General features: G+C 58.5%; 32 protein-coding genes. 26 read left to right on the top strand and 6 right to left on the bottom strand.

The window, feature by feature from the left end:
• The first annotated feature begins 56 nt into the window (after positions 1–56).
• From mltG to AABB87_RS05990, 10 genes are all read left to right on the top strand, one after another.
• Positions 57–1049 carry an endolytic transglycosylase MltG gene (gene mltG, locus AABB87_RS06030; RefSeq protein ID WP_341970614.1) on the top strand — a complete coding sequence of 331 codons (993 nt, stop codon included), beginning with the start codon at positions 57–59 and terminating at the stop codon, positions 1047–1049.
• On the top strand, positions 1046–1663 hold the full coding sequence (gene tmk / locus AABB87_RS06025; protein WP_341970428.1) for a dTMP kinase: 618 nt from the start codon (positions 1046–1048) through the stop codon (positions 1661–1663). Before mltG ends, tmk begins: the two co-directional genes overlap by 4 nt.
• Positions 1657–2682 (top strand): DNA polymerase III subunit delta', encoded by a 1026-nt coding sequence (locus AABB87_RS06020; protein WP_341970427.1) that lies wholly within the window; start codon positions 1657–1659, stop codon positions 2680–2682. The genes tmk and AABB87_RS06020 overlap by 7 nt, the downstream gene beginning before the upstream one ends.
• A gap of 28 nt (positions 2683–2710) precedes the next feature.
• Complete coding sequence (locus tag AABB87_RS06015; protein ID WP_058719706.1) at positions 2711–3112, top strand: PilZ domain-containing protein; 402 nt, start codon at positions 2711–2713, stop codon at positions 3110–3112.
• An 86-nt stretch (positions 3113–3198) separates the two neighbouring features.
• Entirely contained in the window at positions 3199–3981 is a 783-nt protein-coding gene (locus AABB87_RS06010) for a TatD family hydrolase (protein WP_341970426.1), read from the top strand.
• A 29-nt stretch (positions 3982–4010) separates the two neighbouring features.
• Positions 4011–4655: an ankyrin repeat domain-containing protein gene (locus AABB87_RS06005; RefSeq protein ID WP_341970425.1), complete on the top strand. Its 645-nt coding sequence runs from the start codon at positions 4011–4013 to the stop codon at positions 4653–4655.
• 136 nt (positions 4656–4791) lie between these two features.
• Positions 4792–5061, top strand: coding sequence for a hypothetical protein (locus AABB87_RS06000; RefSeq protein WP_341970424.1), 270 nt, complete (start codon positions 4792–4794; stop codon positions 5059–5061).
• Between the two features lie 74 nt (positions 5062–5135).
• Positions 5136–6131 (top strand): aldo/keto reductase, encoded by a 996-nt coding sequence (locus tag AABB87_RS05995; protein ID WP_341970423.1) that lies wholly within the window; start codon positions 5136–5138, stop codon positions 6129–6131.
• Between the two features lie 206 nt (positions 6132–6337).
• Entirely contained in the window at positions 6338–7279 is a 942-nt protein-coding gene (locus AABB87_RS23045; protein ID WP_445944835.1) for a double zinc ribbon domain-containing protein, read from the top strand.
• 7 nt (positions 7280–7286) lie between these two features.
• Positions 7287–8354: a TAXI family TRAP transporter solute-binding subunit gene (locus AABB87_RS05990; protein WP_341970422.1), complete on the top strand. Its 1068-nt coding sequence runs from the start codon at positions 7287–7289 to the stop codon at positions 8352–8354.
• Between the two features lie 67 nt (positions 8355–8421).
• Here AABB87_RS05990 and AABB87_RS05985 read toward each other — a convergent pair whose 3' ends face one another.
• Positions 8422–9831, bottom strand: coding sequence for an aminotransferase-like domain-containing protein (locus tag AABB87_RS05985; RefSeq protein ID WP_341970421.1), 1410 nt, complete (start codon positions 9829–9831; stop codon positions 8422–8424).
• Between the two features lie 333 nt (positions 9832–10164).
• Between AABB87_RS05985 and AABB87_RS05980 the strand changes: the two genes are divergently transcribed.
• Together AABB87_RS05980 and AABB87_RS05975 are read left to right on the top strand one after the other, a co-directional pair.
• Complete coding sequence (locus tag AABB87_RS05980; RefSeq protein ID WP_341970420.1) at positions 10165–10404, top strand: hypothetical protein; 240 nt, start codon at positions 10165–10167, stop codon at positions 10402–10404.
• A gap of 125 nt (positions 10405–10529) precedes the next feature.
• Complete coding sequence (locus AABB87_RS05975) at positions 10530–10880, top strand: DUF1428 domain-containing protein (RefSeq protein ID WP_341970419.1); 351 nt, start codon at positions 10530–10532, stop codon at positions 10878–10880.
• Positions 10881–11161: 281 nt separating this feature from the next.
• Here the strand turns inward: AABB87_RS05975 and AABB87_RS05970 are convergent, their stop codons facing one another.
• From AABB87_RS05970 to AABB87_RS05960, 3 genes are read right to left on the bottom strand one after another with little or no spacing between them, the layout of a single operon-like run.
• Positions 11162–11557: a hypothetical protein gene (locus AABB87_RS05970; RefSeq protein WP_341970418.1), complete on the bottom strand. Its 396-nt coding sequence runs from the start codon at positions 11555–11557 to the stop codon at positions 11162–11164.
• Positions 11554–12198 carry a VC1465 family Xer recombination activation factor gene (locus AABB87_RS05965; protein ID WP_341970417.1) on the bottom strand — a complete coding sequence of 215 codons (645 nt, stop codon included), beginning with the start codon at positions 12196–12198 and terminating at the stop codon, positions 11554–11556. The genes AABB87_RS05970 and AABB87_RS05965 overlap by 4 nt, the downstream gene beginning before the upstream one ends.
• A complete protein-coding gene (locus tag AABB87_RS05960) occupies positions 12185–12550 on the bottom strand; it encodes a hypothetical protein (RefSeq protein ID WP_341970416.1) in 366 nt (121 codons plus the stop codon). Before AABB87_RS05960 ends, AABB87_RS05965 begins: the two co-directional genes overlap by 14 nt.
• Positions 12551–12616: 66 nt before the next feature.
• Between AABB87_RS05960 and AABB87_RS05955 the strand changes: the two genes are divergently transcribed.
• The 8 genes from AABB87_RS05955 to AABB87_RS05920 all read left to right on the top strand — a co-directional run bounded on the left by AABB87_RS05955 (position 12617) and on the right by AABB87_RS05920 (position 17923).
• Entirely contained in the window at positions 12617–12910 is a 294-nt protein-coding gene (locus tag AABB87_RS05955) for a single-stranded DNA-binding protein (RefSeq protein WP_341970414.1), read from the top strand.
• Between the two features lie 10 nt (positions 12911–12920).
• The gene (locus tag AABB87_RS05950) at positions 12921–13133 is read left to right on the top strand and encodes a hypothetical protein (protein WP_341970413.1); all 213 of its coding nucleotides are present in this window, start codon (positions 12921–12923) and stop codon (positions 13131–13133) included.
• 181 nt (positions 13134–13314) lie between these two features.
• Positions 13315–14397, top strand: a complete 1083-nt coding sequence (locus tag AABB87_RS05945) for a rolling circle replication-associated protein (RefSeq protein ID WP_341970412.1) — start codon at positions 13315–13317, stop codon at positions 14395–14397.
• Positions 14398–14406: 9 nt separating this feature from the next.
• Positions 14407–14637, top strand: a complete 231-nt coding sequence (locus tag AABB87_RS05940) for a hypothetical protein (RefSeq protein ID WP_341970411.1) — start codon at positions 14407–14409, stop codon at positions 14635–14637.
• Positions 14638–14777: 140 nt separating this feature from the next.
• The gene (locus AABB87_RS05935) at positions 14778–14912 is read left to right on the top strand and encodes a hypothetical protein (RefSeq protein ID WP_341970410.1); all 135 of its coding nucleotides are present in this window, start codon (positions 14778–14780) and stop codon (positions 14910–14912) included.
• A gap of 100 nt (positions 14913–15012) precedes the next feature.
• The gene (locus tag AABB87_RS05930) at positions 15013–16443 is read left to right on the top strand and encodes a hypothetical protein (RefSeq protein ID WP_341970409.1); all 1431 of its coding nucleotides are present in this window, start codon (positions 15013–15015) and stop codon (positions 16441–16443) included.
• Between the two features lie 2 nt (positions 16444–16445).
• On the top strand, positions 16446–16790 hold the full coding sequence (locus AABB87_RS05925; protein WP_341970408.1) for a DUF2523 family protein: 345 nt from the start codon (positions 16446–16448) through the stop codon (positions 16788–16790).
• On the top strand, positions 16787–17923 hold the full coding sequence (locus tag AABB87_RS05920) for a zonular occludens toxin domain-containing protein (RefSeq protein ID WP_341970407.1): 1137 nt from the start codon (positions 16787–16789) through the stop codon (positions 17921–17923). The genes AABB87_RS05925 and AABB87_RS05920 overlap by 4 nt, the downstream gene beginning before the upstream one ends.
• 315 nt (positions 17924–18238) lie before the next feature.
• Here AABB87_RS05920 and AABB87_RS05915 read toward each other — a convergent pair whose 3' ends face one another.
• Both AABB87_RS05915 and AABB87_RS05910 read right to left on the bottom strand, forming a co-directional pair.
• Positions 18239–18658 carry a hypothetical protein gene (locus tag AABB87_RS05915; RefSeq protein ID WP_341970406.1) on the bottom strand — a complete coding sequence of 140 codons (420 nt, stop codon included), beginning with the start codon at positions 18656–18658 and terminating at the stop codon, positions 18239–18241.
• 1 nt (position 18659) lies between these two features.
• Entirely contained in the window at positions 18660–19115 is a 456-nt protein-coding gene (locus tag AABB87_RS05910; RefSeq protein ID WP_341970415.1) for a hypothetical protein, read from the bottom strand.
• Between the two features lie 66 nt (positions 19116–19181).
• Here AABB87_RS05910 and AABB87_RS05905 point away from each other — a divergent pair, with 66 nt between their 5' ends.
• The 6 genes from AABB87_RS05905 to AABB87_RS05880 all read left to right on the top strand — a co-directional run bounded on the left by AABB87_RS05905 (position 19182) and on the right by AABB87_RS05880 (position 23008).
• Positions 19182–19475 (top strand): single-stranded DNA-binding protein, encoded by a 294-nt coding sequence (locus tag AABB87_RS05905; protein WP_341970414.1) that lies wholly within the window; start codon positions 19182–19184, stop codon positions 19473–19475.
• 10 nt (positions 19476–19485) lie between these two features.
• Complete coding sequence (locus tag AABB87_RS05900) at positions 19486–19698, top strand: hypothetical protein (RefSeq protein WP_341970413.1); 213 nt, start codon at positions 19486–19488, stop codon at positions 19696–19698.
• Between the two features lie 181 nt (positions 19699–19879).
• The gene (locus tag AABB87_RS05895) at positions 19880–20962 is read left to right on the top strand and encodes a rolling circle replication-associated protein (RefSeq protein ID WP_341970412.1); all 1083 of its coding nucleotides are present in this window, start codon (positions 19880–19882) and stop codon (positions 20960–20962) included.
• A 9-nt stretch (positions 20963–20971) separates the two neighbouring features.
• On the top strand, positions 20972–21202 hold the full coding sequence (locus AABB87_RS05890) for a hypothetical protein (RefSeq protein ID WP_341970411.1): 231 nt from the start codon (positions 20972–20974) through the stop codon (positions 21200–21202).
• A 140-nt stretch (positions 21203–21342) separates the two neighbouring features.
• Positions 21343–21477 carry a hypothetical protein gene (locus AABB87_RS05885; RefSeq protein WP_341970410.1) on the top strand — a complete coding sequence of 45 codons (135 nt, stop codon included), beginning with the start codon at positions 21343–21345 and terminating at the stop codon, positions 21475–21477.
• Positions 21478–21577: 100 nt separating this feature from the next.
• A complete protein-coding gene (locus tag AABB87_RS05880; protein ID WP_341970409.1) occupies positions 21578–23008 on the top strand; it encodes a hypothetical protein in 1431 nt (476 codons plus the stop codon).
• Position 23009: the final 1 nt, after the last annotated feature.

Below are 23009 nucleotides of genomic sequence, written 5' to 3'. Positions count from 1 at the left end.
AGCGCCCGGCTTCCTCGGTGAAGCCCCGAACATTGAACAGACAAAGGCTAGGGATGATGAAGTGGCTTGGACGATTGCTGCTGATGGTGGTGGCGATCGCGGCGCTGGCCTCGGCCTGGGCCTGGTGGTGGCTGGATCAGCCCCTGGAATTGGCCACGCCAACGGTGGAGTTGTCCGTCGAGCCCGGCACCCCGCCGCGTGAGGTGGCGCAAGCCTGGGTCAACGCCGGCGTGCAAGCCGATGGGCGCCTGCTGTACCAATGGTTCCGCTGGTCCGGCCAATCGCGCCAGATCCGCGCCGGCAGCTACGAGGTTCACCAAGGCGCCACACCGCGTGAGTTGCTGGCCAAGATGGTGCGCGGCGACGAGGTGCTGGAACAATTGCGTTTGATCGAGGGCTGGACCTTCCGCCAAGTGCGCGCCGCCCTGGCCAAGTCCCCGTCGCTCAAGCCCAGCACTGCCGCGCTCAGCGATGCGGAGCTGATGGCCGCCTTGGGCCAGCCGGGTCTGGCCCCCGAGGGCCGCTTCTTCCCCGACACCTATGCCTACAGCCGCGGCGTCAGTGACCTCACGGTGCTCAAGCGCGCCTTCAAGGCCATGCAAAAGCAGCTGGACCTGGCCTGGCAGGGCCGCAGCGAGGGCTTGCCGTTGAAGAGTGCCGATGAGGCATTGATCCTGGCCTCCATCGTGGAAAAGGAAACCGGCGCAGCCGCAGACCGCAGCCTGGTGGCCTCCGTCTTCGTCAACCGCCTGCGCATCGGCATGCCTTTGCAGACCGACCCAACGGTGATTTACGGACTGGGCACGAATTTCGACGGCAATTTGCGCAAGCACCATTTGCAAACCGATACGCCTTTCAATACTTACACCCGCGGCGGCTTGCCGCCCACGCCGATTGCCATGCCCGGCAAGGCCTCGCTGCAGGCCGCTTTGCATCCGGCGCAAAGCAAGGCTTTGTACTTTGTAGCGCGGGGCGACGGCAGCAGCCAATTCAGTGAAGACCTGGCCGCGCATAATCGCGCCGTCAACAAATACCAGCGCGGCAAGTGAACAAGACCAGCAGATTCATCACCTTTGAAGGCATAGACGGTGCGGGTAAATCCACCCACATCGCCCGCCTGGGCGAGCGCCTGAGCGCGCGTGGCGCCAGCGTGCTCAATACCCGCGAGCCGGGCGGCACGCCCTTGGCCGAGACCCTGCGAGGCCTGTTCCTGCACAGCGGCATGGACGGCTTGACCGAAGCGCTGTTGGTCTTCGCCGGCCGCCGCGACCATCTGCGCCAGGTGATTGAGCCGGCCCTGCAAGCCGGACAAACCGTTTTGTGCGACCGTTTCACCGACGCCACTTTTGCTTACCAAGGCGGCGGCCGAGGCATGGATCTGACTGTGCTGGCCACGCTGGAGCAATGGGTGCAAGAAGGCCGCCAGCCCGATCTGACCTTCTGGTTCGATCTGCCCGCTGAACAAGCCGCGCAACGCCGCGCTGCGGCTCGCGAGGCTGACCGCTTCGAGCAACAAGACCTCGACTTTTTCAACAAGGTGCGCGCCGGCTATGCGGCTCGGGCGGCGCAATCGCCCGAGCGCTTCGCGCGCATCGACGCCAGCCTGACGGTGGCCGAAGTGGCCGCGCAGATCGAAGCGGTGCTGGAGGCACGAGGATGGTAGGCCCCGATCAGCAACTGCCCTTGCCCTGGCTGGCGCGTCCCCTGAGCCAGGCGCTGGCGACGGCGCGCTCTCACGCCTTGCTGGTGCAAGGCCCGGCAGGGGTGGGGCAGTTCGACCTGGCCATGCTATTGGGCCAGGCCTGGCTGTGCGAAACCCCGCTGCAAGACGCGGGCCGCCAAGGCTGGGCCTGCGGCAATTGCGCCAGCTGCCATTTGTTTCAATCGCATACCCACCCCGACTTCATGCTGCTGCTGCCCGAGGCCTTGCGCGAGCAGCTCGGTTGGGTGGCCGACAGCGAGGCGCCGGTCAAGGAATCTAAAACCAAGCCCAGCCGCGAGATCAAGGTGGACGCCGTGCGCGCCATGCTCAGCTTCGCGCAAGCCACCTCGGCACGCGGGCGCGCCAAGGTGGTGGTGGTCTACCCGGCCGAGGCGCTCAACACCGTGGCCGCCAATGCCTTGCTGAAGACGCTGGAAGAACCCGCCGGCGTGCTGCGCTTTGTTTTGGCAAGTACCGCGCCCGAGGCGCTGTTGCCCACCATCCGCAGCCGCTGCCAGCCTGTGCCCTTAGCCTTGCCCGACACCGCGCCCAGCCTGCAGTGGCTCAAGGCCCAAGGGGTGGAAGGCCCGGAGATTTTGTTGGCCGCGGCCGGTGGCCGCCCGCAGGAAGCCCGCGACTGGTTCGAGGCTGGCTTGCGCGCCAGCGCCTGGCAGCAGCTGCCGCAGCGCCTGGCCCGGGGTGAAGTGGCCCTGGGCGACTGGCCGCAGCCCCGCGCCATCGACGCCTTGCAACGCCTGTGCCACGACTTGCTGCGCTTGGCGCATGGCGCGGCGCCGAGCTATTTCCCGGCCGACTCTTTGCCCAAGCCCAAACTGGCGGCGCCGTTGCATGCTTGGGAAGCGCAGCTGCGCCGTGCCGCCCGGCATGCCGAGCATCCGGTGAATGCGGGCTTGTTGATGGAGTCTTTGTTCGCCCAGGGCCAGCAGGCCTTGCGCGAGGCCATGCCGCGCCGGGGCTGAAAGCCCAGCCTTCGCTACACTTGCCGCCATGAGCGAAACCATTCCGTCACCCGCAGCGCCGGCCGCTGCCGGGGCCTTGTCAGCCAGCGGCCCGCGGCCCAGCGTGATTCAGCTGGTGTTCCGGGAAAAAGGCGCCCTGTACGCCGCCTATATGCCCATGTTCACCGACGGTGGCTTGTTTGTGCCCACGCCGCGTGAGTACCGCCTGGGTGAAGACGTCTACTTGCTGCTGGCCTTGCCCGAGGACCCGCAGCGCTACCCGGTCGCCGGCAAAGTGGCCTGGCTGACGCCGCCCAACGCGTCAGGCGGCCGCACCCAAGGCATTGGCGTGCGTTTTCCGGCGGATGAGAAGAGCCGCTTGATCAAGCTGAAGATCGAAGAAATTCTGGGCACCCTGATTTCCTCCACCAAGCCGACTCAGACGCTTTGAGCGCTTGTTGCCGCCTTGCTTTGTCGCTTGGCTCTCCCTGACACTCTGATCGCCTAACCCGCCAAGCCCACGGTCTTGGCCCTGCCATGTTCATCGATTCCCATTGCCATCTGAGCTACCCCGAGTTGCACGCGCAACTGCCCGAGATCTTGCAGGCCATGCAGGCCGCGCAGGTCGCGCAAGCAATTTGCATCTGCACCACGATGGAGGAGTTCCCGCAAGTGCTGGGCCTGGCCACCGCGCACGAGCAGCTGTGGGCCTCGGTGGGTGTGCACCCTGACAATGAAGATGTGCATGAGCCCAGCGTGGAGGAACTGGTCAAGGCGGCGAGCAGCAGCGCCAAGATTGTGGCCATCGGCGAAACCGGCCTGGACTACTACCGCCTGAACGGCCGCAGCATCGAGGCCGATATGGGCTGGCAGCGCGAGCGTTTCCGCACCCATATCCGCGCCGCCAAACTCGTGGGCAAACCGCTGGTGATCCACACCCGCAGCAGTGCCGCTGACACCTTGAAGGTGCTGGACGAGGAGGGCGGTGAGCAAGCCGGTGGCGTGTTCCACTGCTTCACCGAAACGGTGGACATCGCTTTGGCGGCCATCGAGCGCGGCTTCTACATCTCGTTTTCCGGCATCCTGAGCTTCAAGAATGCCCAGGCCCTGCGCGATGTGGCGGCCGCCCTGCCGCTTGAGCGCTTGTTGATCGAGACCGATAGCCCCTATCTGGCCCCCGTGCCCTATCGTGGGCGCACCAACAGCCCCGCTTATGTACCCCATGTGGCTGAGGCGCTGGCCGCGGTGAAGGGCGTGTCGGTGGCGGAGTTGGCCGCGCAAACCACGGCCAATTGCCGGCGTCTCTTTTCTCTGCCCTGAACCAATAGCCCTTCACTTTGAGCCCCACCATGCTGCTGCGTCACCTCAAGCCCGCTCTTGTTTCCTGCCTGCTGCTGGGCGTGATGGGCGTCAGCCAGGCTGCGTCTATCGATGATTTGGTGCTGGCCGCCGAATTGGACGATGGCAGGGCAATCAGCCAAATGGTGGCCGCTGGCGTCGACCCCAACGCGCTGGACGCACGTGGGCGCAATGCACTCGCCATCGCCATCAAAGAAGACTCCGACAAGGCCGTCAAAAGCTTGCTGGCCGCCCCCACGCTAGCCCTGAATGCGCGCAGCAAGAATGGTGAAACGCCTTTGATGCTGGCCGCCATCAAGGGCCGGCTGGATTGGGTGCAAGCCATGGTCAAGCGCGGTGCGGCCATCAACCAAGAGGGCTGGACGCCGCTGCACTATGCCTGCAGCGGCCCAGATAACGGCGTGGCCGCCTGGCTGATCAGCCAGGGTGCGGAGATCAACGCGCGCTCGCCCAACGGCAGCACGCCGTTGATGCTGGCGGCCGGCTACGGCGCGCTTGACCTGACCCCCGTGCTGCTCAAGGCCGGCGCCGATGTGTCGCTGCGCAATCAACAGGGCATGAACGCCGCCGACTTCGCGCGCAAAGCCGATCGCGAACGCGTTTTGAAGCAGCTTGAGGCTGCCACCAAGCGCTGAAACGCCCTAGCCGCTGCTGACAGCGGCCTAGGACTTTGCCTGACAAAGCCTTTGGCAGCGGGCCGACTACGCCAGGCCGAGCGGGCTCTCTACAGTCACTTACATCTTGAAACCGTAAGTCCTGAGGAGAAACATCATGCTGAGCCCCGCACTTGTCAGCCCCTTCGCCATGTTGCTGAACCCGGAAATCGTGTTGCAAGCCATGGAAGATTCGCACCGTCTGAATCATCTGCACAGCCGCGTCTACCGCCCGCTGGACAAGCCGCTGATTCCACGCGGCAAGTTGCAGGCCTTGGCCGCCTTGGCCGATTTGGCTGAGTTTGATCGCCTGGTCGATGAAGCCACCGAGCCCGCCATCGCCGACAGCGATGTGGACAGCCTGACCGATTTCGGCCTGCCCAGCTGAAGTTTTTTCCTCTGGGGCCACAGCCCAGAGGCCTGGATGCGTTCCAATGCCGGTTCCTTCAAGGAGCCAGGCATATGAACACATCGATTCCGCTGCAGACCCATTTCCCTCAGGCCAGCCGCTTGGTGCTTGGCTGTATGGGCTTGGGCGGGGGCTGGGACCAAACGCCGATTGGCGAAGCCGATATTGCCAAAGCGCATGCGGTGGTGGAAGCCGCACTCGACGTCGGCATCACCCTGTTCGATCACGCCGACATCTACACCCGCGGCAAGGCCGAGCAATGCATGGGTGAGCTGTTCAAACGTCAACCCTCGCTGCGCCAGCGCCTGCTCCTGCAATCCAAATGCGGCATTCGCTTCGCCGATGCCAGTGGCCCCGGTCGCTATGACCTGAGTGCCGAACACATCGCGCGCAGTGTCGACGGCATTCTGCAGCGCTTGCAGATTGAGACGCTGGAAATCTTGATGCTGCATCGCCCCGACCCGTTGATGCAGGCCGATGAGGTCGCCGCCGCCTTCAGCCGACTGCGCGCAGCCGGCAAGGTGCAGCATCTGGCCGTCTCCAATATGCAAGCCGCGCAAATGCGCCAGCTGAGCGCCAGTCTGGATCAGCCCTTGCTGGCCAACCAGGTGGAAATGAGTCTGGGCAAGCTGGATTGGCTGGAAGCCGGCAGTTGCTTCAATGACCCGCAACTTCGCCCGCAAGCTCATGCGCTCAACTGGCCCGACACGCTGGCCTATTGCCAGACTCATCATGTTCAGCTGCAAGCCTGGGGTTCCTTGGCCAAGGGCCTGTTCAGCGGCGCGGCCTTGCCCACGGGTGATGACGCTGCCGCATCTGCTGTGCGCCGCTGTGCGGAGTTGGTGCAACAACTGGCCCATGCGCATCAGGTTTCGTGCGAGGGCATCGTGCTGGCTTGGTTGATGAAACATCCGGCCGGGATTCAGCCTGTCATCGGCAGCAGCGATCCGGCGCGGATCCGAGCATGCGCCGACGCATTGAAGATAGAACTTAGCCGCGAAGACTGGTACCGCATGTATCTTGCGGCACGGGGTCAGGCCTTGCCGTAAACGGCACTGGGCCAAGGGGAGGGGCGCAGGCAAGCGAGCGAACAAGGCATTCCTCGCCGAATTTTCGCCCAGGCCAACATCCACTACAGGGATGAATCGCTGGCGCAACAGGGCAGGAATCCCAATTCGGGCGGACTATTCAAGCCCAATCAGGTGCCATATAGTGGGTCGCGTCCTGGACGTTTGTGAACAAGGCTGTCCGACCTATGTCATTCGCCCATTCGACCGGCAAGCTCAGCACACAGTGCCCGTACTGCGAGCACGTTAGCCCCGAAGGCTCAAAGTTCTGCAACGAATGCGGCGCGGCGCTGCATTTGCGGCCCTGTGCGCACTGTGGGGCTCTGAATGACGTCAGCTTGGTCGATGCCTGTGGCCGTTGCGGCGAGTCCTTGTCGGCCCCAAGTGCGCCGCCTGAGCAGGAGCCCACTGCTCCTGCCGCTGCTGAGTTGGGTTCACTCGAAGCAGAGCCGCCTGCACCGCCACCGCCCCAGCATTTCGATGCGCCTGGTCCTCGGGAAGATGAGCCAAGCCTTCTACCAAGGGCGTTCACCAAGTCGCCCCAAGCTAGCTGGCGGGCAGCTTTGGTATTGCTGGTTCTGATCATCGGCAGCGGCGCTGTTTTTCTGATCAGCCGGCAGCCCGAGGGCTCAGCGTCAGCGCAAGCCACTGCAGCGGTGGCTCAGTCAGTCGCAAGCAAGCCAGCCATCGAGGCAGCGGACAAAGAGGTGAGGGCGCCAGTCTTCCCAAGCGGCCAGTCCAGTACTCAAGCCGGCGACTCAGTGGCAGCCAACATCAGCCCGTCACCAAGTGTTGAGGCAAGCACCCAGCCAGGGGTGGCCCCGGCCTGGCCGCGCAACGCTGACTCTGCCGAAGCAGTCACGGCGACGGCAGTATCCGCTCCAGCGCAGCGACGCCGGCCTGGTCTTGTCTCAAGCAATAGTGCGCCGCCTTCCGCCAGCCTCCCCAGCAGAGCGGCCTTGCCCTCAGCGCCCACCAGCGCTGGCCCAATTGAGGCCATTGGCTTGAGCATCAACAGCCGGCCGAGCTATCCAACAGCCCCGCCCAAACCAGCCCAGATCGGCGCTTGCACCGAGGCGGTCGCAGCGCTCGGCTTGTGCGTCGCCCCCGAAGTTCCAACTCAAAGGTAAGCCTGACATGCACACATTGGACGTAACTTCTCTGCGGATTAGGGCCATCACCAAGGCTTGCACTACCGGCGCCATGGTGCTGGCGGTAACGCTAGGCTTGGCTGGGCGCGCATGGGCAGCGGCCGAGTACAAGATCGTCACGGCGTCCGACAAAGGCACTTACTACGCCATCGGCAAAGACCTGGCCAAGTTCGTGGCCCCCGATGCGGATGTTCAATTGGAAGTGGTGGCCACCTCGGGTTCAGCCGCCAACGTCAAGTTGCTGCGCTATGAACCCGGGGTCAAGCTGGCCGTCGTGCAGGCCGATGTGTTTCAGGCCTTTGTTGACCGCGCCGGCAGCGGCAACAACGAAGCGGCCGCCATGGTTCGGCCTTTGCGGGTGATCCTGCCGCTTTACAACACCGAGATCCACTACATCGTGCGGGCCGATTCGCCGCTCAACTACATTCACGACATCAAGGATGCCAAGATCAACGGCGGCTTGGTGGGTAGCGGCGCGGCGCTGATCACCCACACGCTCTACCGCATGATGTTCAACGGGCCAATGCCGGAGCCGCAGGCCAGCTTCATGTCGAATGAAGAGGCGTTGGTCAAGCTGATCTCCGACAAATCGGTCGATGTCGTGGTGGTCGCTGCCGGCCAGCCCGCGCCGCTGATCGCCAATATGCGGCCGGAAGCGCAGAAGTTCATCAAGCTGCTGAAGTTTGACCCTGATCATCCCGCCAGCAAGACCGCCATGGGTACCTATACGCCGGCCAAGATGCTGGCCGCCAGCTATCCCAATCTGCTGAGCGAAGACTTCACCACTATCTCGGTGGGCGCCTTCTTGGTCACCTATGACTACAACCTGAAAGACACCATTTCGCACTTGGCCAGGTTTGGCCGCTCTTTGTGCCAGAACTTCTCGCGCCTGCAAGCGGATGGCCACCCGAAGTGGCGCGAGGTCAGCTTGAAGCTTCCTGAGCTTGGCAATGGCTGGGCTTATTTCAGCCCAACCGCACGCGAATTGCGGACTTGCGCCGCGACGAAGAAGCGCTGCTCAGCGGAAGAGCGCATCCTAGGTCTGTGCAATTGACGCAAGACCGCCTGGATTGGGTCATCTCAGTCGAAGGCTTGAGTCCCGCAACTGACCGGCGCGCTTGTCATGGCGAAACAAGCAAAGCGCCAAGTTGCCTCAGTGCAGTCGCCAATTCACTGCCGTCGTGAAAGCCGAAGTTAAGTCGCAGGTGATGATGAAAGCGTTGGTCGGCAGAAAACAACTGACCAGGCGCCACGCTAATACCTGCGGCCGAGGCACGTCGATGTACAACTAGTGCATCCAAGTCAGGTGGTAGCTCCACCCATAAGAAGTAGCCGCCTTGGGGTCGTGTGACTTTGCTGCCCGTTGGAAAGTAGCGGGAAATGCACTGCAAAGCCGTACTGGCGTTGTCCTCCAGGCGCAGGCGCATCTGTCGCAAGTGCCGGTCAAAACCGCCTGTCTCTAGGTAGTTCGCAATGGCCAGTTGCGAGGGTATCGCAGTAGCTAGGCTCGCCATCAGCTTGATGCGCTGAATCTGCTGTGCGAACCGTCCCGCCGCCACCCAGCCCACACGGTAGCCAGGCGCCAGACTCTTGGAGAATGAGCTGCAGTGCAAGACGAGGCCCTCCGTGTCAAAAGCCTTGGCTGGTGGCGCGCGGTGGTGACCGTAGTAGAGCTCGCCATACACATCGTCTTCAATCAACGGTACCTGATGCTGTGTCAGCAAGCGCACCAGAGCTTGTTTGGCCTCCACCGGCATCTGACTGCCTAAGGGATTTTGAAACTGTGGCATGAACCAGCAGGCCTTCACTGGATGCTGGCGCAACACCTCGGCCAAAGAGTCCAGATCGACGCCGGTGCGCGGGTGTGTCGCTACTTCCACTGCTCGCAACTTGAGGCGCTCCAGCACCTGCAGTGCGGCGTAAAAAGTGGGTGACTCCAGCACGACCACATCCCCGGGCTGAGTTATCGCTTGCAATGACAGGTTCAATGCCTCCATGGCGCCATTCGTAATCACCAACTCGCTCGGTTCCAAGCGGAAGCCCGAAGTGCCGTAACGCAAGGCGATCAGCCTGCGTAGCTGTTCATCACCTGCGGTAAGGTGCCCCGTGAGTTGAGCTGGCGCCAAGCGTCTCATTTGGGGCGTGAGCGCCTTGGCCAGTTTGTCCAGAGGAAAGAACTTGGGCGAAGGAAACGCTGAACCAAGCGGCACCATCCTCTCATCACGGGTGCTCCCCAGCACCTCAAATACCAGGTCACTGATGGCAACAGGGCTGGACTCCGCTGCCGGTGCTGCGGTGTGTGGCTCTGGCGTTTGCGACCCGTGACGCAGCTGAACGTAGTAGCCAGAACGTGGCCTACAGTGAATCATCCCGCGCGATTCCAATAGGGCGTAGGCCTCAAACACGGTGGACGCACTGAGCTTGCGCTGCTGCTTGGCCTGTCGCACGGAAGGTAGGCGCGCGCCCGGTTGAAGTACACCTTGACGGATCAGTTCGGCTATCTCGTCTGCATAGGTTTCGTAGAGCTTCATGGGTAAACTGATATGGTTTTTTTTGTTCTATCTGAATTTTACAGAGCAGATGGCAATCAGGCATAGTTGATGGCAGGTCTTTCCTCCGACCCACATTTCGTCATCCCTCGCAGCCTCTCACTTGATTTGCCCGCCGAGCCAGCAGTGCTGTGACAGGGGCATAGCATTTCTATAGTCCTTCGCAACATGGGAGGAGGGATTCCGGACGGTGCAAGGGAAGTGAAGGGCACGACCACGACTAAGTCGGGCGCATCACCTGAAATGGCTTAGCTTGCGACTGAGTTGCTACTCCTTGAGATAGATAGCGTCAAATGACGCCCTAAAAATACCAAAATGATGGATTTAATCCCTTTAGTCTTCTTTGCGTTCAAAGCTCTCGTGTTGGGCACGGGCATGTTCGTCGCCATCAAATGGCATTACGACCAGGAGAAGAAATACAGGAGTAAGGAGATGCGCTCGGTGCTGCTCACGGGCGTCAAAATGGCCGCAGTCTTCGTGCTGGCGGCCTTGGGCATTGTGTCCGCCACATTCGCGCTTGGCGGGTGGCTCAACTTGGACTTGGCCTTACCTTGATGGCAGGGAATAGTAGGCCGCTGATACCCGCATTCAGTTAGGCTTGTCACTCGCGGCCCCGGCTGTCTTGAGTGAAGCTAAGCCATTGCGAGGGCCCGATAGTCAAACTTCATCGGGATACTGCCATGACATATGTTGACGGATTCGTTGCTTCCGTGCCGACTTCTAAACGCGCTGACTTCCTGGAACACGCGCGGGCCATGGGTGAGCTTTTTAAGGAGTATGGCGCTCTCACTGTGGTCGATTGCTGGGGAGACGATGTTCCCGACGGCAAGTTGACTTCATTTCCGCTAGCCGTTCAGTGCAAGCATGACGAGACGGTCGTCTTTTCCTGGATTACCTGGCCATCGCGTGAAGTACGCGACCAGGCTTGGAAGAAGGTCATGGCCGATCCTCGCAGTCAGTCAATTCCGGCTCCGCCTTTTGACGGCAAACGGATGATCTTTGGCGGGTTCCAAATGGTCTCTGTCATCTAGATGGCGACAGGATTCGACGAATCCCTGCGCTGCGGGAGCGGCTGCTTTACAGGCGTTCAATTCAAGGGTGAGCGGCGCCCAAACGCCTTCGTGCCAATGATAGCAAAACCAGACAATTGATCGACAATGTGTACATACTAAAATTTATTCTCCCCTGAAATATTGTCATCAGCAAAGCAAAAAATATCCAGTAACCCGGAAACCTTGTTTTGAAGACGCGAAATATTCACACCGATACTGCATAAGTTCGTCCACGCGTATATCGCTGAGTTACTACGAAGTTAGTTGCTCCCGCAGCTTTCAGCTGGCTCTCTGGGGCGCTGCCCCAGCCCCCGCGTGGTGGATGACGGGCAAATGGCGAGAAGGGCGGTTGTTTCGTCAGTGGCGCTGGCCTTGTTGGACACAAGAGGCGGCGCGAATAGCAAGGTGCCCGAGGCGCGAAGGCGTGCACTACGACGAACAGCCCAATCGGGCACGACCCGTTCAATCTGGTGATGGGTCAAAAAGTTGTGCAGCGCGTGGTCGCTCAGATGAGGCAGGCCAGCGCGCTCAGCGATGAGCGGTGCGAGCTTGCGCAGGGACAAACTGGGATGGGTAGCCAAGACCGAACGAACCAGGTCAGCGTGTGCGGTGACCAGGCGAACGCGCGGGCGACGGGCTGCTTGTTGGGCGCTCATGGCGAGACCTCCGCAGCCCTTTGAGGGGCCGAGATGCTACCAACTTGTTCAAAATCGAGCAGTTGGTGACGTGTTACAGGCACGTCACCCGAAAGACGGCCGATTCCGCAACTCCCCGCAGGCGGGGTCCCCTCGGACTCGGCCGTCTTGGCGAGGGCGCCGAAAACCGCCAGTTCCGCGATCGCCGTTTGCTTCTCGGCGCTGAGGGCGCGAGCCTCGGCATGACCAAGTTCCGTGAGCGCGGTACGCAGCTGGGCACGCAGGTCGATGTTCTCCTTGTACAGCTTGCCAAACGCGCTGGCACGTCGAGCGAGCATGCTCAGCCAGGAGAAGTCTTTGCCAGCGAAGCCACGGCCCTCAGGACTCCATAGCGTGCCACGGTTGAAGCACCAGCCGGCCCAACTGGCGCCAGGCAGTTCCTGATGTGCCAAGAGCCTTAGAAGCTTGAGGACGGCAAATGGTATGGGAGAGGTTCCAGCTTCCCAGCGAAACACTGAGCGCTCCGACACATGAAGAAATGTCGCAACCTGGGCGCGTGTATAGCCCAGATAGCGATAGAGGTAGCGCAGCTTGCGGCCTTGTTCAATGCGGGTTTCAAGCCGATGAGCTGCCTTCAGCCTCTCTAGGTTATTTACCGACAATGTGTACTATGCCGCTCCGCTCAGAAATGCAGTTAGCGCCGTAGGCATCGGCCTTAGCGTCATTTCCGCCTACCGACAAAATGACGCATAGAAAAGCCGAAAGCATTGCGCTTGCGGCGTGCAAGAAGGGGTTCCGCCTGGGAAGGTTGGCGATCTCTTGAAGCTCCCAAAGCTCTGCCGGATCGGTGTCGAGAAGGCATCCAAGGACGGCAATTCGCTCCTTGTTTAGTGGCTGCTTTCCAAGCTTTGCAGCGCTTATTTGTTGCTCTTTTACGCCTAGCCTTTCCGCTAGTCCTCGTTGGCTTCCGCACAAATCTGCGGCTTTGTCAATAGCGTTTTTGAACGTCTTCATGAGTGGACTTTCTTCGTTAGGCTTCGCTTCTCAATGAATTTTCATTGAGTTTTTGGAGCCAACACCATGATTCAAGTGACCATTGCTCAGACTACCGTCAAGGAGTTTAAGGGCACCAGCAAGACCACCCAAAAGCCCTACCACTTGCGCATGCAAGCGGCCTACGCCCACACCGTGGACAAGGAAGGCAACAAGCCCCCTTATCCCGAAAAGTTCGAAATCATGCTCGACGGTGACGCGCAAGCATACGCGCCCGGTGAGTACACCCTGCACCCGTCGAGCCTCTACATTGACCGTGATGGCCGCTTGGCCGTTTCGGCGCGGTTGGCTCCCCTGAAGCGTCCTTCGGCTGCGGCCTGACGGGTGCACCATGAGCGCCCCCGATTTCGTGGCCGTGCAATCGGCTGCTGAACTGGCCGTGCTGCGCATGGCCTTGATCGCCACATTGCAGCGTCACGCCGCCGAGGATCAAGAGATTCAAGGCATCAGCGTTGCCGCTCGCTTTGTTGCTCACGGTGCCATCGAATGCGACGTTGAATTGCTCGGTGCCGCTGGCTTCCCGGTCGGGGGCTTTTCGCTATGACGGCTGTGCTTACCCACCTTGAGCGTGTGGCCCTGAATGCAGTCAATGAGGCCATTGATAGCGTTATGGCCGCGCAGGATGCCTGTGTTCATGCTGGCTGTGATGGTCAAGCGGTCTTCGTTGGTCTTCAGCAGGCTCTCACTGAGTTGCGCGCCGTGCGTTCGGCCATTCAAGGTAAAGCATGACCCTTACGGCCATCCAGCGCGATCAAGCGCTAATCCTGCGCGAGATTCACGACGAAGCTATTCGTGCCGCTGGCCCGGATGAAGGCGCACCTTTTGACCATTGGGCGCAGGCTTCGGCCCTGTCTCGCGTTCGTCGTAAAGTAGCCGCTCAATCTGCGCGTTATGAAACGCCTGTGCGTGGCCGTCAGCGCAAGGCCGCAGAGCTTGCGGATTTCTTGCATGACGCGCCGACAGGCGCGGGGCTTGTCTCAGTTCCAACAAAAGTTTTTGAGCGTCAAAAAACTGTGTTGGAAGCCCTTGGCGGTGTCGCAGCAGCACGCGACGAAGCGTGTGAAGCCTTGGACGTTTTCACGATCGACAAAGCGAAGCGCCGTTTAGCGCTCCTGCGCCGGTCTGTTGGCTTCGCTGCGCGTGCACACGCGGTGAGCGAGAAGGGCAGTCGCACGGATCGCGCCTGGATGGTCACGCTGACCTACAAGCCGGGCCAGTCCTGGCAGAGCAACCACTTGACCGAGGCAATGCGAGCCATGCGCCTGTGGTGCGCAAAGAAGGGCATTGCGTGGCGTTATGTCTGGGTCGCTGAGATTCAAGACGGCAAGCGCCGCACGGATGGCAAGGGACGGGACGTAATCCACTACCACGCTGTTATTTGGTTGCCGGTAGGGGTCAGGTGCCCCCACTTCGATAAACGCGGCTGGTGGCCCTTTGGCATGTCTCAAAGCCTTGAGGCAAAGAACGCAGTCGGCTACCTGCTGCACTACCTCAAAAAAGACAAAGATTTATCGGCAATGCCGAAAGGAGCGCGGGCCTATGGCGTCGGCGGCTTGGATCACTCTTTGCGGCGTGCTCGCCGCTGGTTGGGTCTGCCTAGTTTTGTGCAGGCGAATTCTGACATTGGGGACGAATGGAAAAGAGCAGCGGGCGGCGGCTGGCTATGCCCTGATGGCGTCCTATATCCGTCCGAATTCGAGCGCGTCAAAGTTGGCGGTCTTGATGCCTTACGCCGCATCCATCGGCATGAGCGAGTCATTGAGGCTGGCGGGCCTTTCTCCTGGCTCTCGCGCTCCCCTGTGCATTGAGGCCTAAACGTGTCTCAAACCCACTTGCTCATTTGTGAAGTCGCGCCAGCCCCGGACGGCACTTGTCCACCTGCTGCTCAACGCTTTGTGCCGCTCACTGAAGCGCTCGATTTTCCGTCGCTTGGCATCACCGCTGAATCCGTTCTTTACGTGTGGTCATGGGGCTTTGGCGCTGTTCTCACGTTCTGGTTTTTTGGCTATTGCATCGGCTTGGCCGTGCGATTGGTTCGCAAGATTTGAGGGCTATTTCCTCACCCGTTGCCGGGGCGGTTTCCCTGGCTTTTTCTGAAAGGTTCGATATGAACAAGGCTATTCAACGCGGTCTCGTGGCTGCTGGTGTTCTGGTTGCTGGTTCGGCTGCTCACGCTGCCGGCTCTCCCATGGATGACATCTTCGCGGCTGTGTCCTTTGCTGGCGTTGCCACCTTCGTCGGCGTGGCCGGTGTTGCCATCGTCGGCATCGCCCTGGCAATGAAGGGCATCAGCTTGGCCAAGCGCGCCATCAGCAAGGCCTAAGCATGATCACCGGGGCGCTCGTCGCGTTGTTTTGGGCCGCTGTGGCTTCAATCGGCGCAACGTGCGCCCTTGTCTTTGTTCGGGCTATTGGGCCGAGTGCATGACTAAAAAAATCGTTCTGATGGCGCTCTCCGGGGCGCTTTTTTCTTTCTCGGCTCAGGCCGCTAATAACTTGTCCGTCCAGTCTGGAAATGCTGGGGGGCGCGTTGTGCTTGTTCCTACCGTTAGCTCTAACGGTACGCCTTATATCAAGCCCACTTGGGTCACTAACGGCCCTTCTTCTGGTGCGGTTGTCCTCAATGATTTGATCAAGGCTGGCGGCCCAGCTGGTCGCTCGCTGGATCTGTCTGCGGTTCGCGCTCTCCCTTGGGGAACCATTGCCAAGACAGCAGCTAAGGCCACTGGATATGCTGGCCTGGCTGTTACTGTTTTTGATATTTGGTCTGGTTTGAGAACTAAGCCTAATGCTTCTGGCGATGGCTGGCTTTTTGATCCGGGTGTTGATCCTGGCAATGTTTCCGGTTATGTCTGTTCGCCAGGTAATGGAATCACGGGTCAGGGGACTACTTCTTACCAGGCTTGTTCTGCTGCCATGGCTCAATACAACAAGAAATTTTCAACATATTCTGAAAGTGGCAGTTCTACATACGGTTGCACTAATACTATCTCTTTTCAGTTAGGCCCTGGTGGTCCTGCTCAGGGGCAATTCGCCATTATGCAAACTAACACCGTCGGTTATAGGGGCGATGCTGGTAGTAATTGGTGTGGTTCAACTGCTGTGTCGAAGATTGGTTCAGTTACTGCTTTACCTATCGTTATCACTTCTTGCGCTGATACTCCCGACGGTAAGCCCGTAGCAATCGGTTTTGATGGCAAATGCCCATCAGGAAAAAGTGAACCAATTTCCACAGAAACCGCTGCTGATTTGTTTGAGCAGAATGCACCGAAAGACCAAGCCAGAAATATTGCTGAAGAGCTTTTGAAGCGTGATATTGAATTCAGTCCAGCGCCAGATATTAAGATCGACGGCGAAAAAAAGATTGAATCAGAGCCGAAAGTTAAAACAGAAACTGCCCCTGATGGCAGCACTAAAACAACTACAACAAAAGACGTTTACAACATCACATATAACGGTAATTCGTATAACTGGAATGTTTCAACGGTAACCGTAAATTCTGATGGGTCAACGTCTACAGAAACCAAACCAGATGAACAGGCAACCCCTCCTAATGATTTGTCTATGCCTGAACGTCCTAAGCTCTACAAGCAGAAATACCCGGATGGTGTTCAAGGTGTATGGGACAAGGAAATGGGCGCCATTAAGTCGACACCCATATTTTCTTTTTTGAACTCTTTGAATCCCAATATCGGCGGCGCTGCTTGTCCTCGTTGGACTTTTCCGACTGGTCGTGTTTTGGGTATTGACGTCGGCGGCGATTTGTCCGTGCCTTGTTCTGTTTGGTTTGCGCTTAAGGCCATCATGATAGTTAGTGCTTTGTTGCTGGCTCGTCGTCTTGTTTTCGGGGGTTGAATATGCAGGCTATCGTTACTGGAATCAATTACATACTCGCAAAGATTGTTGCGGCTGTTCAATGGATAGGCGATCTCTTCGTTGACATATTTAAGGCTGGCTGGGACATGCTCACGGATTTATTCTGCTGGGGGTTTGAGTCCATCTTGCGTTTGGTCGTCACTATTGTCGGTGGCGTCGATTTCTCCGGCCTTGTCAGTCAGGCCGGCGCCTGGGCCGCGCTTCCACCTGAGGTTACGGCAACCCTTAGCGCTGTGGGCATCTCACAGGCTATGGGAATCATCATCTCGGCCTGCATGATCCGCATAACCCTTCAGCTGATCCCATTCACTAGGCTTGGCTCATGATTAACTTACTTCTCGGCGCTCCTGGCGGTGGAAAAAGTTATGAGGCCGTCGTGCAGCATGTTTTGCCAGCCCTTGAAAAAGGCCGCAAGGTCATCACCAATCTGCCGCTTCTTCTTGAGGCCTTTGCAAATATTGATTCTCGCTTTGGCGACCTTATCGAGCTGCGGACGGAATCTAAGAAGGAGGGCACAACAGGCATTAAGGGTGAGGATAGGGCGTGGCGACCTTTTGAACACGAATTCGACTATGGCGACTCATGGCGGCGTGCCGATGGAATAGGGGCGCTTTACATCATTGACGAATGTCATTTGGTGCTGCCTAAGGGCTCTACCCGTAAACAAGTCGAAGAGTGGTTTTCGCTTCACAGGCATGAAAATTCCGATGTGCTTTTGATCACGCAAAGCTACGGCAAGATTTCCGCCGCCATTCGTGATTTGGTCCAAGTCGTCTACCGGGTTCGCAAGAATGTTGCGCTCGGTTCCATGGGTTCATATACCCGCAAGGTGCAGGACGGCTTGCGCGGTGAAGTGGTCAATAGCTCCCAGCGAAAATACGAGCGCAAGTATTACGCCCTCTATCGAAGCCATACCCGTGGCCGCAGCACCGATGAAATGGGGGCCTCAGATATTGTCCCAATCTGGCGGCATTGGAGCTTTTACGGCGTTGGTGTGTGCATCGTCACCATCATTTGCATATTCGCCTTTGGCGATGTTTCTTCGCCCTGGTCCGTGTCAGATTCAAAGCATCAGGTCAAGCAAAAGACGGCCGCGCCCCCTATCGCTTCAAGTCTCCCGGCTTCTTCGCCTCTTCTGGTCCCCGTATCGGCTACCGTGCCAGTTGCTGCGGCTTCACCAGCTGCTGCGGCCTCTGGCCCTGAGTCCGTCGAACCCTTCGGCGGAAAAGGCTTGCATCTCACTGGCTGGGCTAAGTTTGGCTCGCGGGAGGTTTGGACCCTCGTCTTGTCCCAGAACGGCCAAGCAGTTAGCACCCTCACAAGCGATGATTTAGCCCGTGCTGGGTATGAGTGGCACGCCTCCGGCCCCTGTGCTGGCCTTGTGTCGTGGAAGTCAGCGAGTAGGGCCGTTGTGTGCGATTTGCCCCAGGTTGCCATGATGACTGCCCGATCTGGCTAAGCGCTCTGGCATCATTCGCCCTCATAAAAAAGGAGGGTGTTACATGGGAGTTCAGGATCGCGACTGGTATCGAGATGAAATGCGCAAGAGACAAGGATATGTCGAGCGCTCTGCTTATAGGCGCAGCTTAGGCAAGTCCAAGCCAAACCGCCCAGGTGCCCACGTTCCTTGGGGGCAATGGGCTGTCCAAGTTCTTACCTTTTTGGTCGCTGTACTTGTTATTGTTGTCATGGTCGCCCGCTATACCCGTGGGCACGGATAGCAAGGAGGCGGCGGGAGGGCTCCCGCTTGCGGGAGGGGCCTGCCGCATCATTGCTACTTCTTAAGCCGTCCTGGGGGCTGGGGCTTGCCCCAGTGAGGCCGGTAGGCCGTTGCATCGGGTGTTGGCTGTGGCTCGTCGTTTTTCGCGGGGCCGCGCCATTGATTGGTGAGCTTCTGGGTTCGCGCCATCAAGACCTGATCGCGTAAATCCCTTACTTCGCGCCACAGGCTTTTATTCGTCGATACGGCCATGCGCGTCCGGTTGTGCATCTCTGCATCCCATTCGCTGTGGCCGTGGCGCGACAACCACCACAAACTTAACATCGCCATTCTGGGCGGTTTTGTACTGTTCCAGCGCTCTACGGTGCGCTTAGAAACCCCCAAAGCTTTCGCTATCTGGGCCGGTTTTGGGTTGCCAATGTCGGCTAAGAGGTCGGCCCATTCGCCGGGCCATTTGGGCAGTCTGTTGAGCATGTCAAAGCCCCTCAGAATGCGTCCAAGTGCTATGTTTTGAACTCCTGAATAGGCCGAAAAGCTGTGCCGCGAATCGCACCGCTTTCACTGCCAAAAGTTCGACAATGTGTACTATGCCGCTCCGCTCAGAAATGCAGTTAGCGCCGTAGGCATCGGCCTTAGCGTCATTTCCGCCTACCGACAAAATGACGCATAGAAAAGCCGAAAGCATTGCGCTTGCGGCGTGCAAGAAGGGGTTCCGCCTGGGAAGGTTGGCGATCTCTTGAAGCTCCCAAAGCTCTGCCGGATCGGTGTCGAGAAGGCATCCAAGGACGGCAATTCGCTCCTTGTTTAGTGGCTGCTTTCCAAGCTTTGCAGCGCTTATTTGTTGCTCTTTTACGCCTAGCCTTTCCGCTAGTCCTCGTTGGCTTCCGCACAAATCTGCGGCTTTGTCAATAGCGTTTTTGAACGTCTTCATGAGTGGACTTTCTTCGTTAGGCTTCGCTTCTCAATGAATTTTCATTGAGTTTTTGGAGCCAACACCATGATTCAAGTGACCATTGCTCAGACTACCGTCAAGGAGTTTAAGGGCACCAGCAAGACCACCCAAAAGCCCTACCACTTGCGCATGCAAGCGGCCTACGCCCACACCGTGGACAAGGAAGGCAACAAGCCCCCTTATCCCGAAAAGTTCGAAATCATGCTCGACGGTGACGCGCAAGCATACGCGCCCGGTGAGTACACCCTGCACCCGTCGAGCCTCTACATTGACCGTGATGGCCGCTTGGCCGTTTCGGCGCGGTTGGCTCCCCTGAAGCGTCCTTCGGCTGCGGCCTGACGGGTGCACCATGAGCGCCCCCGATTTCGTGGCCGTGCAATCGGCTGCTGAACTGGCCGTGCTGCGCATGGCCTTGATCGCCACATTGCAGCGTCACGCCGCCGAGGATCAAGAGATTCAAGGCATCAGCGTTGCCGCTCGCTTTGTTGCTCACGGTGCCATCGAATGCGACGTTGAATTGCTCGGTGCCGCTGGCTTCCCGGTCGGGGGCTTTTCGCTATGACGGCTGTGCTTACCCACCTTGAGCGTGTGGCCCTGAATGCAGTCAATGAGGCCATTGATAGCGTTATGGCCGCGCAGGATGCCTGTGTTCATGCTGGCTGTGATGGTCAAGCGGTCTTCGTTGGTCTTCAGCAGGCTCTCACTGAGTTGCGCGCCGTGCGTTCGGCCATTCAAGGTAAAGCATGACCCTTACGGCCATCCAGCGCGATCAAGCGCTAATCCTGCGCGAGATTCACGACGAAGCTATTCGTGCCGCTGGCCCGGATGAAGGCGCACCTTTTGACCATTGGGCGCAGGCTTCGGCCCTGTCTCGCGTTCGTCGTAAAGTAGCCGCTCAATCTGCGCGTTATGAAACGCCTGTGCGTGGCCGTCAGCGCAAGGCCGCAGAGCTTGCGGATTTCTTGCATGACGCGCCGACAGGCGCGGGGCTTGTCTCAGTTCCAACAAAAGTTTTTGAGCGTCAAAAAACTGTGTTGGAAGCCCTTGGCGGTGTCGCAGCAGCACGCGACGAAGCGTGTGAAGCCTTGGACGTTTTCACGATCGACAAAGCGAAGCGCCGTTTAGCGCTCCTGCGCCGGTCTGTTGGCTTCGCTGCGCGTGCACACGCGGTGAGCGAGAAGGGCAGTCGCACGGATCGCGCCTGGATGGTCACGCTGACCTACAAGCCGGGCCAGTCCTGGCAGAGCAACCACTTGACCGAGGCAATGCGAGCCATGCGCCTGTGGTGCGCAAAGAAGGGCATTGCGTGGCGTTATGTCTGGGTCGCTGAGATTCAAGACGGCAAGCGCCGCACGGATGGCAAGGGACGGGACGTAATCCACTACCACGCTGTTATTTGGTTGCCGGTAGGGGTCAGGTGCCCCCACTTCGATAAACGCGGCTGGTGGCCCTTTGGCATGTCTCAAAGCCTTGAGGCAAAGAACGCAGTCGGCTACCTGCTGCACTACCTCAAAAAAGACAAAGATTTATCGGCAATGCCGAAAGGAGCGCGGGCCTATGGCGTCGGCGGCTTGGATCACTCTTTGCGGCGTGCTCGCCGCTGGTTGGGTCTGCCTAGTTTTGTGCAGGCGAATTCTGACATTGGGGACGAATGGAAAAGAGCAGCGGGCGGCGGCTGGCTATGCCCTGATGGCGTCCTATATCCGTCCGAATTCGAGCGCGTCAAAGTTGGCGGTCTTGATGCCTTACGCCGCATCCATCGGCATGAGCGAGTCATTGAGGCTGGCGGGCCTTTCTCCTGGCTCTCGCGCTCCCCTGTGCATTGAGGCCTAAACGTGTCTCAAACCCACTTGCTCATTTGTGAAGTCGCGCCAGCCCCGGACGGCACTTGTCCACCTGCTGCTCAACGCTTTGTGCCGCTCACTGAAGCGCTCGATTTTCCGTCGCTTGGCATCACCGCTGAATCCGTTCTTTACGTGTGGTCATGGGGCTTTGGCGCTGTTCTCACGTTCTGGTTTTTTGGCTATTGCATCGGCTTGGCCGTGCGATTGGTTCGCAAGATTTGAGGGCTATTTCCTCACCCGTTGCCGGGGCGGTTTCCCTGGCTTTTTCTGAAAGGTTCGATATGAACAAGGCTATTCAACGCGGTCTCGTGGCTGCTGGTGTTCTGGTTGCTGGTTCGGCTGCTCACGCTGCCGGCTCTCCCATGGATGACATCTTCGCGGCTGTGTCCTTTGCTGGCGTTGCCACCTTCGTCGGCGTGGCCGGTGTTGCCATCGTCGGCATCGCCCTGGCAATGAAGGGCATCAGCTTGGCCAAGCGCGCCATCAGCAAGGCCTAAGCATGATCACCGGGGCGCTCGTCGCGTTGTTTTGGGCCGCTGTGGCTTCAATCGGCGCAACGTGCGCCCTTGTCTTTGTTCGGGCTATTGGGCCGAGTGCATGACTAAAAAAATCGTTCTGATGGCGCTCTCCGGGGCGCTTTTTTCTTTCTCGGCTCAGGCCGCTAATAACTTGTCCGTCCAGTCTGGAAATGCTGGGGGGCGCGTTGTGCTTGTTCCTACCGTTAGCTCTAACGGTACGCCTTATATCAAGCCCACTTGGGTCACTAACGGCCCTTCTTCTGGTGCGGTTGTCCTCAATGATTTGATCAAGGCTGGCGGCCCAGCTGGTCGCTCGCTGGATCTGTCTGCGGTTCGCGCTCTCCCTTGGGGAACCATTGCCAAGACAGCAGCTAAGGCCACTGGATATGCTGGCCTGGCTGTTACTGTTTTTGATATTTGGTCTGGTTTGAGAACTAAGCCTAATGCTTCTGGCGATGGCTGGCTTTTTGATCCGGGTGTTGATCCTGGCAATGTTTCCGGTTATGTCTGTTCGCCAGGTAATGGAATCACGGGTCAGGGGACTACTTCTTACCAGGCTTGTTCTGCTGCCATGGCTCAATACAACAAGAAATTTTCAACATATTCTGAAAGTGGCAGTTCTACATACGGTTGCACTAATACTATCTCTTTTCAGTTAGGCCCTGGTGGTCCTGCTCAGGGGCAATTCGCCATTATGCAAACTAACACCGTCGGTTATAGGGGCGATGCTGGTAGTAATTGGTGTGGTTCAACTGCTGTGTCGAAGATTGGTTCAGTTACTGCTTTACCTATCGTTATCACTTCTTGCGCTGATACTCCCGACGGTAAGCCCGTAGCAATCGGTTTTGATGGCAAATGCCCATCAGGAAAAAGTGAACCAATTTCCACAGAAACCGCTGCTGATTTGTTTGAGCAGAATGCACCGAAAGACCAAGCCAGAAATATTGCTGAAGAGCTTTTGAAGCGTGATATTGAATTCAGTCCAGCGCCAGATATTAAGATCGACGGCGAAAAAAAGATTGAATCAGAGCCGAAAGTTAAAACAGAAACTGCCCCTGATGGCAGCACTAAAACAACTACAACAAAAGACGTTTACAACATCACATATAACGGTAATTCGTATAACTGGAATGTTTCAACGGTAACCGTAAATTCTGATGGGTCAACGTCTACAGAAACCAAACCAGATGAACAGGCAACCCCTCCTAATGATTTGTCTATGCCTGAACGTCCTAAGCTCTACAAGCAGAAATACCCGGATGGTGTTCAAGGTGTATGGGACAAGGAAATGGGCGCCATTAAGTCGACACCCATATTTTCTTTTTTGAACTCTTTGAATCCCAATATCGGCGGCGCTGCTTGTCCTCGTTGGACTTTTCCGACTGGTCGTGTTTTGGGTATTGACGTCGGCGGCGATTTGTCCGTGCCTTGTTCTGTTTGGTTTGCGCTTAAGGCCATCATGATAGTTAGTGCTTTGTTGCTGGCTCGTCGTCTTGTTTTCGGGGGTTGAA

This window comes from Roseateles sp. PN1, assembly GCF_038419725.1.
Classification (GTDB): domain Bacteria; phylum Pseudomonadota; class Gammaproteobacteria; order Burkholderiales; family Burkholderiaceae_C; genus Paucibacter_A.
The sequence above is the reverse complement of the archived record's forward strand: the minus strand, read 5'-3'. Positions and strand labels throughout refer to the sequence as shown.